The 12674-nt window shown below is 51.7% G+C and carries 14 protein-coding genes and 1 other RNA gene; 6 read left to right on the top strand and 9 right to left on the bottom strand.

Going from position 1 to position 12674, the window contains the following annotated elements:
• Positions 1-33: 33 nt before the first annotated feature.
• The 3 genes from NST44_RS13695 to NST44_RS13685 are packed head-to-tail and all read right to left on the bottom strand — an operon-like array spanning position 34 to position 3344.
• Positions 34-774: an exonuclease domain-containing protein gene (locus tag NST44_RS13695; protein WP_007127710.1), complete on the bottom strand. Its 741-nt coding sequence runs from the start codon at positions 772-774 to the stop codon at positions 34-36.
• Complete coding sequence (locus tag NST44_RS13690) at positions 771-1859, bottom strand: DUF294 nucleotidyltransferase-like domain-containing protein (RefSeq protein ID WP_007127709.1); 1089 nt, start codon at positions 1857-1859, stop codon at positions 771-773. Before NST44_RS13690 ends, NST44_RS13695 begins: the two co-directional genes overlap by 4 nt.
• Positions 1860-1904: 45 nt before the next feature.
• Positions 1905-3344, bottom strand: a complete 1440-nt coding sequence (locus tag NST44_RS13685; RefSeq protein ID WP_007127708.1) for an ammonium transporter — start codon at positions 3342-3344, stop codon at positions 1905-1907.
• 331 nt (positions 3345-3675) lie between these two features.
• On the opposite strand from NST44_RS13685, the gene NST44_RS13680 reads away from it, so the two are divergent.
• Together NST44_RS13680 and NST44_RS13675 are read left to right on the top strand one after the other, a co-directional pair.
• On the top strand, positions 3676-4122 hold the full coding sequence (locus NST44_RS13680; RefSeq protein ID WP_007127707.1) for a MerR family transcriptional regulator: 447 nt from the start codon (positions 3676-3678) through the stop codon (positions 4120-4122).
• A 42-nt stretch (positions 4123-4164) separates the two neighbouring features.
• The gene (locus NST44_RS13675; protein WP_007127706.1) at positions 4165-4845 is read left to right on the top strand and encodes a zinc metallopeptidase; all 681 of its coding nucleotides are present in this window, start codon (positions 4165-4167) and stop codon (positions 4843-4845) included.
• 166 nt (positions 4846-5011) lie between these two features.
• Here NST44_RS13675 and NST44_RS13670 read toward each other — a convergent pair whose 3' ends face one another.
• Positions 5012-5950, bottom strand: coding sequence for a LysR family transcriptional regulator (locus NST44_RS13670; protein ID WP_007127705.1), 939 nt, complete (start codon positions 5948-5950; stop codon positions 5012-5014).
• A gap of 83 nt (positions 5951-6033) precedes the next feature.
• A complete protein-coding gene (locus tag NST44_RS13665; protein WP_007127704.1) occupies positions 6034-6648 on the bottom strand; it encodes a rhomboid family intramembrane serine protease in 615 nt (204 codons plus the stop codon).
• A gap of 120 nt (positions 6649-6768) precedes the next feature.
• Between NST44_RS13665 and tpx the strand changes: the two genes are divergently transcribed.
• Complete coding sequence (gene tpx / locus NST44_RS13660; RefSeq protein ID WP_007127703.1) at positions 6769-7287, top strand: thiol peroxidase; 519 nt, start codon at positions 6769-6771, stop codon at positions 7285-7287.
• Positions 7288-7372: 85 nt separating this feature from the next.
• Here tpx and NST44_RS13655 read toward each other — a convergent pair whose 3' ends face one another.
• The 3 genes from NST44_RS13655 to NST44_RS13645 all read right to left on the bottom strand — a co-directional run bounded on the left by NST44_RS13655 (position 7373) and on the right by NST44_RS13645 (position 8951).
• On the bottom strand, positions 7373-7765 hold the full coding sequence (locus NST44_RS13655) for a DUF1499 domain-containing protein (protein WP_007127702.1): 393 nt from the start codon (positions 7763-7765) through the stop codon (positions 7373-7375).
• Between the two features lie 143 nt (positions 7766-7908).
• Positions 7909-8100: non-coding RNA, 6S RNA (gene ssrS, locus NST44_RS13650), on the bottom strand.
• Between the two features lie 35 nt (positions 8101-8135).
• A complete protein-coding gene (locus NST44_RS13645) occupies positions 8136-8951 on the bottom strand; it encodes a YesL family protein (RefSeq protein WP_007127701.1) in 816 nt (271 codons plus the stop codon).
• Positions 8952-9140: 189 nt separating this feature from the next.
• On the opposite strand from NST44_RS13645, the gene NST44_RS13640 reads away from it, so the two are divergent.
• On the top strand, positions 9141-9239 hold the full coding sequence (locus NST44_RS13640; RefSeq protein WP_007127700.1) for a hypothetical protein: 99 nt from the start codon (positions 9141-9143) through the stop codon (positions 9237-9239).
• Between the two features lie 163 nt (positions 9240-9402).
• Here the strand turns inward: NST44_RS13640 and NST44_RS13635 are convergent, their stop codons facing one another.
• A complete protein-coding gene (locus NST44_RS13635; RefSeq protein ID WP_007127699.1) occupies positions 9403-10992 on the bottom strand; it encodes a DEAD/DEAH box helicase in 1590 nt (529 codons plus the stop codon).
• Positions 10993-11281: 289 nt separating this feature from the next.
• Between NST44_RS13635 and NST44_RS13630 the strand changes: the two genes are divergently transcribed.
• Together NST44_RS13630 and NST44_RS13625 are read left to right on the top strand one after the other, a co-directional pair.
• Complete coding sequence (locus NST44_RS13630; RefSeq protein WP_007127698.1) at positions 11282-12103, top strand: YitT family protein; 822 nt, start codon at positions 11282-11284, stop codon at positions 12101-12103.
• A 159-nt stretch (positions 12104-12262) separates the two neighbouring features.
• Positions 12263-12457 (top strand): hypothetical protein, encoded by a 195-nt coding sequence (locus NST44_RS13625; RefSeq protein WP_007127697.1) that lies wholly within the window; start codon positions 12263-12265, stop codon positions 12455-12457.
• The last annotated feature ends 217 nt before the right edge of the window (positions 12458-12674 follow it).

The following is a 12674-nucleotide window of genomic DNA, read 5'->3' as shown; positions in this document are numbered from 1 at the left end:
CGGCCGGAAACGGCTCGGGGCTCGTGCTGCGATTCAATCCTTGCCTAAATAAACGTACATATCGCCAAGCGTTTCGGCAAAGCCCCGCTCCTGGATTTCCCGTATATAGCGCGTCCACAGGCGGGCGGTCATCCGGGCATCGGACAATGCCTGGTGCCTTCCTTCCACCGGAATGCCGCTGCTTTGCAGCAGCTCATCCAGGCTGTAGCCAGTTTGTCCGGGGAAGAGCTTCTGTGCCAGCATCATCGTATCCAGCAGTCTGTGGGAGAGACGGACCTTAGACGTTTTCCACAGCGCCGCATTCAGAAACCCCCGGTCATGCGCGGCAGCATGGGCAACCAGAACACTGCCGCCGACAAAGCTCATGAAATCGCGAAGCCCCTCCACTAAAGGCGGGGCTTCATCGACCATAGCCTGCGTTATGCCCGTCAGCTCCGTGATCGAAGGAGGCACCGGAGCGCCGCTGTTAACGATCATGTGGAATTCATCCTCTTCGATGATTCGCTCTCCTATGGCCCTGACCGCTCCGAACGATAAGATTTCATCACCGTGCTGATGATGGAACCCTGTCGTCTCCAGATCGAACACGACGACCTCCAACTCGTTCAGGGGCGTCCCCAAAGCTTCCGGCCTCCGGTTATCCTTCATTTGCGAACGGATAAAGGCAAGCTGCTGCGCCGTCTGGGCACCGCGCATTGACGTGATGGCGGAATGGATGTTGCGGGGGCGGAGCATATTCCAGAACCCTCCGCCCGGTTGGACTGGCTCTGTCATAGGTTCCTCCTTTCCGCAAAACGATGCTCTCGCTGCAAGGAGCGGTGAATCCGTCTCACCACGCCCAGCGTATCGCGGAGCTCATACTGCACGTTTTTGTTCTTAAGCTGCTCTTTCTGAATATAACCGCTGCTCTTGACCAGCCCATCCTCGATGCGCCAAGGAGTATCGTTACGGTAACGCAAGGCTGTAAGGAATGCGCGCTGCACGCTCTCGAGCAGCAAATTATCCCCTTCGAGCAGCATCACTTTCTCCATCCGCTTCAAGGTGGAATGCTCGATAATTCCCCGCTGTAGCGCCATCGTTCGAATGCTGTTCACCAGCGGGATATACATCCCGTATTTCACGTCAAAATCGCCTGCATGCTCGCCGAACCTTTCGGTCACGATTCTGCCCATCACGTTTAGCGTAGCTTTATGCCGGACCGTGTTTCGCAACACGGCATGCGTAATTCCCGGATGCTGCGCCACCGAGCTTCGGAAATGGGACAGCCATGCATCAGAAAGCTCGGGGCATCCGGCGATGAGGCGAAGATCGGAGGCTATGATCAGATTCCGGATCGGCTCCCACTCGTGATTACTGCTCCATTCAAGGATCTGATTCTTCCAGTCTTCAAGACGCATACTCCACAAGGGCTCGGAGCACATCACCCTGCCCGGACATTTTGGATAACCCAGCACTTCCAGCATGTCGGCGAGTCTCAAACCGAATTCGCGGAAATATGCCAGATCCTCCCCCTGCATCTCATCGCCGATGATCAGACCGTTATCTTGATCGCTCCATAATGTCGCCTCCTGCCTTCCGATGCTGCCAAAAGCAACAAAAGCATAACGTGCGGGAAGCCGTCCGAAGCCGGCCTCCCACATGTTCTGCTCACAGAGCTCCGCTGCGCGCCTGTTGATCTGGTCATGCATGCTGTTCACGGAAGCGACCCACTCCAAAAACTCCATCTTGGGGCGCAGATCAAGCAGCTGCTGTTGACATGTAATCCGTACATCACGCAATTGCTCGACTGAATTTGCTTTCTGAATGTCCGGCATTTCCGAATGCTCCGGAAGCCGGTTGACGGATGCTTTGGATTCCATGCTGCGGCCTCCTTATTTATTCAATCATTCACATGACAGTAATGCTTAAAGCGCAGGATCACTGCCCGGTGCCGGATTCGGTCCGGTACGGAAGCTGCCCGATTTTACTTCGGATTCGGTCATCAGCTTCATTTGCTCCGGATAACCATACGTTCCGTGCTCGCTGATGTCCAGACCCATCAACTCCTCTTCCTCCGTTACGCGAAGACCCATCGTTACTTTCATAATGTACAAAATGATAAAGGAGATCACGAGCACGAATGCGAATGTGCCGATCAGCCCGAGGAGCTGCACGCCAAGCTGGCCGAAGCCTCCGCCGTAGAACAGTCCTGCTTTACCGACGCCGGTAATTTCAACAAGTCGTGGAGCCGCGAACAGGCCTGTGGATACCGCCCCCCACATTCCGGCGACGCCGTGCACGGAGAACGCGTATACCGGATCGTCGATGCCTTTGCGGTCAAACCACTGCGCCGTGAAAAAGGTAATCGTTCCTGCAATCGCACCGATAACGACTGCGGCCCATGGCTCTACGAATGCACAAGCGCCGGTGATTGCAACGAATGCAGCCAGAATACCGTTGAGCATGCTTGGAATATCGGCTTTGCCGAGCACCGCCCAAGAAATGAGCAGGGCTGCCAGCGCGCCTGCTGCCGCTGCGATATTCGTATTTAAAGAAACGAAGCCGAAGAATCCGTCCGTCAGCGCCGAAATGGTGCTGCCCGGATTAAAGCCGAACCAGCCGATCCAAATGATAAATACACCGAGAACCGACAGCACTTGGTTATGGCCGGGAATGCTGTTGGGCTTCCCGTCTTTGTTGTATTTGCCAAGACGAGGCTTCAGCAGAATAGTAGCTACCAGAGCTGCCGTAGCACCGGTCAAGTGAACGACGGTCGAACCGGCGAAATCCTGCATCCCCAGAGCACCGAGCCAGCCGCCGCCCCATACCCAGTGAGCAACGACCGGGTAAATGACGATCGTGAACAACAGTCCAAACACGATATACACGCTGAGCTTAGCGCGTTCTGCCATGCCGCCGCAGGCGATTGCCAAGGATACGGCAGCGAAGGACAGATGGAATAAGAACATAATCGTTGTCGGCACATCATAAATCGACAATGAGTCGAATGAGCTTGCGGCATTATCTCCGCTTAGGAAGAAGCCCTCAAACCCGAAGAAGCTGTTGCCGTTGCCGAAGGCCAGACCAAATCCGAACGCCCAGAATGCGACAATCGAAATGCCGAAGGTGAGGAAGGTCTTCCCAGCGACGTGCCCGGCGTTTTTCATCCGGACCGAGCCTGCCTCCAGCAATGCGAAGCCGGCTTGCATAAAGAATACAAGCAAGGCAGCCAGAAATACGAATACGGAGTTTAATCCCGCCGTCAATTCAACGTTTGAGGCCCCTTCTTCCGCGGCGAACGCATTAACCGGAAACACCAGTAATGCGAGCATCCCCACCATTAAACCAATCCATCTTTTTTTCATCAAGCCTTGCACTCCCCTTCATGTCATATAATATAACACAAGTTCAAATTCTTATTGTTATTATAGGGAGCATCCTTCGCGATTTCAACGGCTTTTTTCAAAAAAATGATAACAAACCGCCGTTTTATGTAATAAAATATAACATATAGTGTTTACAGTGCAAACTCTCCGTACATTTCTTAGGAAGCGGTATAGGGGCATCGGCCAGCATATTCGTCACAACTATGACGTTTGACTGTACGGTTCCGAATCATGTATCATATTTCTATTAAAATGAAAATATATTGCTTTCATTAATGTCCAATCAAAGAACCTGTGAGGTGATTTCATTATGGGGATCATGAAAGGAAACCTTTTCCGGATCGGAGAGCTGGCGAAGGCAGCCGGAATCAGTGAAAGAACCATTGATTATTACACCAAGCTGGGATTGATCTCCCCTGAAAAACGGACGTTAAAAAATTACCGTTTGTACAGTTCCGAAACCTTAAGCACGCTCGAACGTATTAATCAGTTGAAGCAAGAGAAATATACTCTCGAAGAGATTAAGGACAGATTGAACCGGTGGAAATCCGTACCGAATGATTCCGAAATGACCGAAAAGCTGACCGAACTGGAAATCCAGATGAAGCAGCTGGAGCGCAACGTCAAGGAGCTCAATCCGCTTCTTCGTGAGATGAAGCCTAGTCAGGCCCGGGAGGTACTTGCGAATATTTTGCCCAAAGGAGCTGCATGTATCGAGTCACTTCAAATTTTGCTGAATCAATTCACGTCGATGTAGTCATGTAGCAGTCACAATCTTATTACGATGGGGGTATGATAAATGTACGCTGACTGGATGTTTGTTCTTATTATCATCGCTTTTATTTTCTCTTTATGGGCACAGTTCCGGGTAAAAGGAACGTTTAATAAATGGGCTAAGGTTGACAACAGCACCGGATTGACCGGCTATGATGCCGCACGACGCATGCTCGACGCCAACGGTCTGCACGATGTGCCGATCGAACCGGTGCCGGGCGCACTGTCCGACCATTACGATCCCGTTAAACGGGTGGTTCGCTTGTCGGAGCCGGTATATTACGAGCGTTCGATCTCTGCGGTTTCGGTAGCATGTCACGAGGTGGGCCACGCAATCCAGCATGCCGAGCATTATCCGATGCTGGTGGCGCGTCACAAGATGTTCCCGGTCGTTAACTTCGCTTCCGGCATCGCACCGTTTCTCCTAATTGCCGGGTTCCTGTTCCAGGCGATGAACCTCGTCGGTCTCGGTATCATCTTCTTCTCTTGCGCCGTGGCTTTCCAGCTGGTAACACTCCCTGTCGAGTTTAACGCCAGCAGCCGTGCCCGCCAGTTGATGGTTCAGGAAGGTTATATTGCGAACAACGAAGAACGCGGTGTGGCCAAGGTACTGAATGCTGCCGCTCTGACCTATGTCGCAGCAGCGCTGATTTCCTTGCTGGAGCTGATCCGTTACATTATGATCTTTACAAGCAATCGAGAGTAATCTTGCTTACCATCACCCCCGATCGGGCCGCTAGCGGCATGATCGGATGACAATCCAAAGATGCAACAAGCAAAGGGCCTCCCCTTACAGCCGCTACCGGCGTAAAGGGAAGCCCTTTTTCTGTGGAAACTTATGATAATTCGAATAACGAACCGCAATGCGCTAACTAGGGAGATGAAACCGACTCCCCTTCTTCTCCTTCCGGCTTGACGGATGGATCAATCCCGAAATATTGAAGGAGGAATGTGCGGAAGGCCTGGGCAACAGGCGGAAGCTTCTCATCCGCGCGATGAATCAGGCCGATTGAACGCGTAACCTTCGGTTCGGAAATCTGAACACGGGCCGGCTGAAGCGGGTTGGTCTGAAACAGCGCCATTTCGGGGAGCAGACTAACCCCCATGCCGGCTGCAACCAGTCCCCGAATCGTATCCGTCTCTTCCCCCTCGAAGGCGATCTTCGGGGTGAATCCGGCTTCCAGACAAGCATGCCAGACGATCGGACGGAGGGAGTAGCCTTTGCTGAACAGCACAAACCGCTCATCCTTGAGCTGCTCCAGCTTGATCGACTTCTCGCCGGCCAGCGGATGATTCGGAGGCAGGATCGCGAACAGCTCCTCCGTCAGCACGATATCTCCATCCACCTGCTCATGCCGTTCCGGAAACGGCGACACGAAGGCCAGATCCACCTCCGCCGTCACCACATCCCGGATCAGCGTCGGAAACATGCCTTGCTTGAACCGGAATTTGACGTTCGGATACTTCTTCCGAAACTCGGCTACAATCGAAGGAATCAAGTGTATGCCAAGGCTGTGAGGAAATCCGATGCGAATCTCCCCTTGCTCCGGGTCCAGAAATTCATGAATTTCGACGACCGCCCGCTCCAAGTCTTTCATGATGCTTTCCACCCGTTTGCAAAAAAGCTGTCCGACCGGAGTCAGCTGCAGATTCCGGCCCTTCTGCATGAACAAATTAACACCCAGCTCTTCTTCCAATTGATGAATCTGACGGCTGACGGCTGACTGAGCCACATGAAGCTCCTCCGCCGCTTGGGTAACGTGTTCCTTCTGCGCAACCTTTACAAAGTATTGCAACTGTCGTAATTCCACGCCTTTTATCGCTCCATTCTCATTCCCTAGAAAACTTTATCGGATCATTCATTATATTTGTTACAGCACCTCTACAGATCTGATTAAGTCCTCTGCTTAAATAATCGAATCATCAGACCATAGAGGAAAAACCCGCCGATCAGTCCGCCGAAATGCGCGACGAGGCTGATTCCCGGCGTAAAGGAGAGGACAATCCCTAAGATCAGCAAAGTGAACAATGTCCTGCGCGACGCCATGTCCATGACATGCCGTTGAAAGAGCGCAATATACAGATAGGCTCCGTAGGCCCCGTAGATGGCGCCTGACGCGCCCACAAGAGTCTCATAGCCTTCCATACGGCCGTAATAAGCCAGGGCGATCACGTTCCCCAGAATGCCGCTGAGCAGGTAGAGCAGCCCGAACTTCCAGCTTCCCATAATGCGCTCCAGCGGCGGGACGAAGACGAGCAGGGCAAAGCTGTTAAACAGCAGGTGATCGAACCCGTTGTGCAAAAACATCGCCGTCACGTAACGCCAAGGTTCCCCCGTAAATTGCGGCAGATCCGTCAGCGCCCCGTATTTCAGCAGCGTGATCGGATTTCGGGAGCCGCCGTCGAAGACCGTAATAAAGAACATCACCAGGTTTGCAACCAGCAGCAGCGAAGTGACGGGATAATAACGGAGATAGCTTCTCCAGTTCTCATAACGAACAAATATCATAGCATCCTCCTCTTCCAAGCCAAACAGGACGTCCGGAAAGTGGACATATCCTTTTTAAAAAGATTATAATGTACCATGAACCTGATCACCAAACTTTGATATCCAAGGAGGAGATTTCTCATGGCTCAAGAACGCACGGGGGCTGCCACATTCAAGGGCAATCCTATTACACTTATCGGACCTCAGCTTAAGGTTGGCGATTCGGCACCTGATTTCACGGTGAGCAAAAACCTGCTGGAGGATGCATCCCTTAAGGACTTTGCAGGCAAAATCAAGCTGATCAGCGTCGTCCCTTCCCTCGACACCGGCGTATGCGATGCGCAGACCCGCCGCTTCAACGAAGAAGCCGCAGGGCTCGGAGACGACGTTGTCGTGCTGACGATCAGCGCCGACCTGCCGTTCGCCCAAGCCCGCTGGTGCGGAGCAGCCGGCGTCGACCGTGTCATTACACTGTCGGACTACAAATCCCGTTCTTTCGGGGAAGCCTACGGCGTGCTCATCAAGGAATTCCAGCTTGATATGCGCTCGATCTTCGTGGTCGACAAGGAAGACAAGATCGCCTATGTGGAATACCTCGGTGAAATGACAGAGCATCCGAACTACGAAGCGGCCGTCGATGCCGTGAAGTCTCTTCGATAGAACCGCTTAGCCGCGGTTACATACGAAAATAAAAGCATCACCTTTAAAAAAGCGGGAGAGCAGCTCTCCCGCTTTTATCTATTGCCTAAGCATCCACTTTATACTTGCCGAGCTTCTTGTCCAGCACAGCGTACAGGTTCAGGATGACCCGGTAATTCGCCCCCAGGTCGCCCAGCGAGCCGCGGGAGGCCGAATACATATCAACTGCGCTGCGTACGGGACTGATGCCCAGCACGGATACGGTAATGTCCAGCGTTCGTCCGAAGGACGTTCTTTTCTCGAGTGTGATTTCTCCAACGGACTTTACTTCATGCAGCACTTTATAGCCCGGAATTTTTTTGAGTGTCGAGGTAACCTCTTCAAAACACTTTTCTTTTGAAAGATTGTAATAACGCGTCTTCAGCTTGGGATCTTTCGCACGGTCGCTTGTGCCGTCATAGCTGCGCACGATACCGATTAGAACTCGTTTTAATGACAAAGACCGTTCCTCCTTTATAAATGACCGTTCCTTTACCTACTAGTTTAACATTGTTTAGGCTTTCAGCAAACCTTTATATCCAGCAAAAAAAGGCATCTCTTCACTTCGGATTCGAAATAAAGAGATGCCGCTTCATAATCAGTACGAAACCCGCCTATGCCGTCCGGTAAACATTGTCTTCGAACCTGCTTAAGCAGGTGGGTGACCGCAGAACCGCTTATGAATTCCCCTTGTCATATAGACAGGGCTTTCCAGCCACGGTTACATATTGATCTCCCTAGACATCGTCATTGGTTCAAAACAACGGAAAACCGAAACGAACATCGCAGGATGTAGTCTTATTATAGGGGGTTTTGCCGCAAAAGTAAACCTATGAATTTCGCGGTTTCGATCCTTTATCCTCGGTTTTGACGTTATCCATGCTTTCGAGCAGCGCCTGCTCCGTCTCCGATTCCTCTTCCTCGGCTTGTCTCATCTTCTCCTGCTGCTCCTGCATCTTGGTAAACGTTGCATAGAAGTTAAAGAACGCGAACAATGCCATCAGGCAGAAGAGGAAGAACACGAACAGCACAGGCATTTGCGTGCCGATATATACCAAGATAGCGCTTCCGGCAAGCGTCGAAAACACCCGGAACGGACGAATCAAGGTCAGCAGGACCGCATTTTTCAGAAGCTGGGTCGTCTTCATCTCATAATGGACCGTCATGGAAAAGAAATTAAACAACGAGACGAACAGCACGATGAGCAGCACCAGCATAACGATGCCGACGAGCTGAAAGCCGTCTCCAAGCTGCGTCATATACACCGTATAATCCACATACATAATCACGAACAGCAGGGTGTAGACGAATCCGCCGATCATGCTTTGCTTATAATTTTCCTTATAGCCCTTGAAAAACGTTTTAAATACAGGTACATCCGGGTTCCCCATCACCCACTTGCGGACTACGGTAAAAAGGGCAGCGGTTGCAGGGAACAGCACAAAAGGCGACAAGATCCCCAAAATCCAGTTCGACAGCAGCTGCTCGTTATGAGCATCCGGCGTCTGGACGGCCATCAGGAATTTGGTCAGTACGATAAACAGGAATGGCGATGTGCATAAAACCCATAAAATATTAGAAAACGCGATGCGGGTAATCCATTCGGTGAGCTTATATAAGCCACCCATGGCTCCTTTCATTTCCAAATCTTTTCCTCCTCACTCAAAGCATGCATGTATCTATTAATATACCTTATATCGCATAGGCATGACCAGAGCCTAATTTGCGGCGGTCTGGGTGAATATCCAATCGCATAACCTGATATCACCATAGGATATCTCGTAATCCATTCAAATCAATGCTTCAATTCTCACTAATCAGAGGAGGGAATATGCATGTCTAACGTAGGCGGTTACGGTTATGGCGGAACTACTGGAGTAGTTCTGGTTCTCTTCATCCTGCTTGTTATTATCCTTAGCACATTCTATATCTAATGGATGAATTAGCAGCTTAAATGCATGATACAGCTAAGCTAAACACCATTGAACTCGTAAAAAAAGACGAAGCGCCTCTGCCCCATGCGAATGCGGGCAGGTGCTTCGTCTTTTTCATTCCATTCAAGCGATGGCCAGCGGGCTATTGCCGCTGCCGATCGGATTACTCGTCTCCGCTGCGGTTCGGACGGCGTTCGCCGCCGCCGCTGTAGCTGCGCTGCTTACGTTCGCCGCTGTTGTTGCGGTCACGGTTGTAGCCGCCATCGCGGTTATTGTAGCTGCCGCCTCCGTCACGGCCGTAGCCGCCCTTGGAGTAGCCTCCGCGGTTGCCGCCACCGCCTTCGCGGTTACCGCGATAGCCTCCGCTGCGGCCGTTATAACCGCCGCTAGGCTTGCGTCCGCTGCGGATGTCCGGCTTCCGGCGCTTCGCGCGAATCGGATCCTCCGGCGTAAGGTGGATATCGGCTGCTTCCTTCTTGTCTCCGGTCAGGAGCTTCATCGCAGCTGCAAGCAGCTGAACGGAGTCATACTGCTCCAGAAGCTGAATGGCAAGCCCTTTATATTCGGTCAGCTCGCCTTGGTCGATGATTTCCAATACGCGTTCAGCGATGACGCGCTGCTTGCCTTCAATGGCTTCGGCCATTGTTGGCAGCGGCTTGCGCGGAATCCGGTGACGGGTAACGCGCTCGATGAAGTACAGATGATCCATTTCACGCGGGGTAACAAAGGACCATGCCGTTCCTTCTTTCCCTGCGCGGCCCGTACGGCCGATACGGTGTACATAGCTTTCCGGATCCTGCGGCAAGTCGAAGTTGACGACATGCGTTACGCCGGATACGTCCAGACCCCGAGCGGCTACGTCGGTTGCTACCAGCACATCGATGCTGCCGTCGCGGAACTTGCGCATAACGGTGTCGCGCTGGTGCTGAGACAAGTCGCCATGGAGGCCGTCTGCGGAATAACCGCGTTTTTGCAGCGCTTCGGCCAATTCGTCTACACGGCGCTTCGTGCGGCCGAATACAATCGCCAGCTCAGGCGATTCCATATCGAGGAGACGGCTCAGCGCCTCGAACTTCTGACGCTCAGGAACCTCGATGTAGGCTTGGTCGATCAGCGGTGCGCTCACATGCTTAGGAATGACGGATACATGCTCCGGATCCTTCAGGAACTGGGAAGCCAGCTTCTGGATGTTCGGAGGCATCGTTGCGGAGAACAGCAGGGTTTGGCGATTTTCCGGTACCAGCTTCAGGATGGATTGGATATCATCCATGAAGCCCATGTCCAGCATTTCATCCGCTTCATCCAGCACGACGGTTTGAACATCGTCAAGCCGGATGGTCTTCCGGTTAATGTGGTCAAGCAATCGGCCAGGTGTGCCGATAATAATTTGAGGCTTCTTTTTCAAAGCGCGAATTTGCCGGCCTATATCTTGTCCGCCGTAAATCGCAAGGGAGCGGATCCCTTTAAATCTGGACAATTTGCCGATCTCTTCGGCAACCTGAATGGCGAGCTCGCGGGTTGGCGTCATGACGAGAGCGACGATCCGCTCTTCTTCTTTCGCGATTTTGTGAATAAGAGGAAGGCCGAATGCTGCGGTCTTACCGGTACCTGTCTGTGCTTGTCCGATCATGTCCTTTCCGGTGAGGGCAATCGGGATGGATTGGGATTGAATCGGTGTCGCTTCTTCAAATCCAAGTTCCGTAATCGCTTGAAGCACTCGGGGCTCCAAGCCAAAATCTGCAAAATTTTTCAATAGGTTCATACTCCTTCTATCTGTGGACTCCACTTTCTTCTCTGTATTCTTAAGTAGTGGTAACGTTTATAGGCTTTCCCGGCCAGCAGGATTTTCTGCATGAGGTGAACCGGTATATTTCTCTCTGATCACCAGCGGTGTAACTGGTTAATGTATAATCATCCTGATAAGCTTCCAAAAAGTTATCATTGTAACGGACTACTCAAGAATATCCAATACATTATATCACAAAACATTTCTGGAATACCAGCAAGCTTCAAGAAGTCATAATAACCGGGAGGTGATTCCTATGTTGAAGCGTCTATGGACCTACTTCTCCATCCTATTCGGCGGCATCATCATTGCCGCAGGCTTCAATCTGTTTCTGATTCCGCACCATCTGCTCAGCGGCGGCGTTTCCGGCGTTGCCATGCTGATCGGTTATTTCACGCCGCTTAATATCAGCATCCTGTATTTCGTGCTCAATATCCCCATCCTCCTTGCAGGGTGGTTCCAGCTTGGAAAACATTTTGTCGTGCTCAGCGTGCTCTCGGTCCTCGTGACAACGGTGTTTCTCGAGATCATTCCGGTCAGCGCCGTCGCCACCGACATGCTCCTCTCTGCCGTCTTCGGAGGAATCCTGGTCGGCTTCGGAACCGGCCTGTCCTTCCGGGTCGGCGGCTCGACCGGGGGATTTGACATCATCGGCTCCATCGTCACGAAATATCGCGACTTTCCGGTCGGCAGCGTCCTGGTATCGCTGAACGCCATCGTTATCCTGGCCGTCACTTATCTCGAGAACGACTGGAACCTCGCGCTTGCCTCCATGGTGTCCATTTACCTGGCGGGCAAAATGATCGATATGCTGCACATCAGCCATATCAAAGTGACCGTGTTCATTGTAACGAATCAGACCGAGGCCCTGCTGGAGAAGCTGCTCAAGCGCCCACGGGGCGTTACGAAGATCAAAACCCAGGGGGCGTTCAGCCACAAGGAGAAGGACATGCTGATGACGGTCACGACGAAATATGAGCTCGCCGAATTAAAGCATATCATTACACAGACTGATCCGGACGCCTTCGTCAACATCGTGGAGACGGTTGCGGTGATGGGACAGTTCCGCAAGAACTAATTGCCAAGATTAAAACACGGCAATTTTTGTGGTATAATATGAATGCCAGGTTCCTACAATATTCATGAGCTACTCTTCGTTGCCCCAATTTTAATGTTTTTCCGTTTTACAATAAGAACGTCCTGCCTGACCAAATTTGGAAGGAGAGGGTGATTTTTTATGGAAATGGAAACGGTAAAATTGTCACAGATCGTCATGAAGTGGTTCCCGGAAATGATTCCGTTCTTCAGACAGAGCGAGCTAAATTCCATGATCGTTTTGAGGGACGGGCTGAATATTTTGGAGCAGGATGACGCTTTGGAAATTATTCAGTACAGCATTTGCGAACACCAAAGCCACACGCTGCTGCATTAATGGAATATCCGCTTGAAATATTTGCAAGATCAATGCCGTTGTTCACCGGTGCATGCCGCTGAACAACGGCATTTTTTGCCCGAATTCTCCTACGACGACAGCCCGGCTTGGCAAAGCTTAAGCCCCTCATCCTAAACATGATCGCTCTCGTCTTTGCCGGTGCATTTCTAAAATCCGATGCAGGATCGTTGATCTAGGCGATCCGTCTGCAATTAAC

Origin of the sequence: Paenibacillus sp. FSL W8-0919 (assembly GCF_038003785.1) — a bacterium.
In the GTDB taxonomy this organism is placed as follows: domain Bacteria; phylum Bacillota; class Bacilli; order Paenibacillales; family Paenibacillaceae; genus Paenibacillus_AQ; species Paenibacillus_AQ lactis.
This window is presented reverse-complemented; position numbering and strand designations above follow the sequence as displayed.

What these genes read in the sequence shown, in the direction of transcription:
- NST44_RS13695 (WP_007127710.1), bottom strand. Translation starts at nt 774, where the DNA reads ATGACAGAGCCAGTCCAACCGGGCGGAGGGTTCTGGAATATGCTCCGC.
- NST44_RS13690 (WP_007127709.1), bottom strand. Translation starts at nt 1,859, where the DNA reads ATGGAATCCAAAGCATCCGTCAACCGGCTTCCGGAGCATTCGGAAATG.
- NST44_RS13685 (WP_007127708.1), bottom strand. Translation starts at nt 3,344, where the DNA reads ATGAAAAAAAGATGGATTGGTTTAATGGTGGGGATGCTCGCATTACTG.
- NST44_RS13680 (WP_007127707.1), top strand. Translation starts at nt 3,676, where the DNA reads ATGGGGATCATGAAAGGAAACCTTTTCCGGATCGGAGAGCTGGCGAAG.
- NST44_RS13675 (WP_007127706.1), top strand. Translation starts at nt 4,165, where the DNA reads ATGTACGCTGACTGGATGTTTGTTCTTATTATCATCGCTTTTATTTTC.
- NST44_RS13665 (WP_007127704.1), bottom strand. Translation starts at nt 6,648, where the DNA reads ATGATATTTGTTCGTTATGAGAACTGGAGAAGCTATCTCCGTTATTAT.
- tpx (WP_007127703.1), top strand. Translation starts at nt 6,769, where the DNA reads ATGGCTCAAGAACGCACGGGGGCTGCCACATTCAAGGGCAATCCTATT.
- NST44_RS13640 (WP_007127700.1), top strand. Translation starts at nt 9,141, where the DNA reads ATGTCTAACGTAGGCGGTTACGGTTATGGCGGAACTACTGGAGTAGTT.
- NST44_RS13630 (WP_007127698.1), top strand. Translation starts at nt 11,282, where the DNA reads ATGTTGAAGCGTCTATGGACCTACTTCTCCATCCTATTCGGCGGCATC.
- NST44_RS13625 (WP_007127697.1), top strand. Translation starts at nt 12,263, where the DNA reads ATGGAAATGGAAACGGTAAAATTGTCACAGATCGTCATGAAGTGGTTC.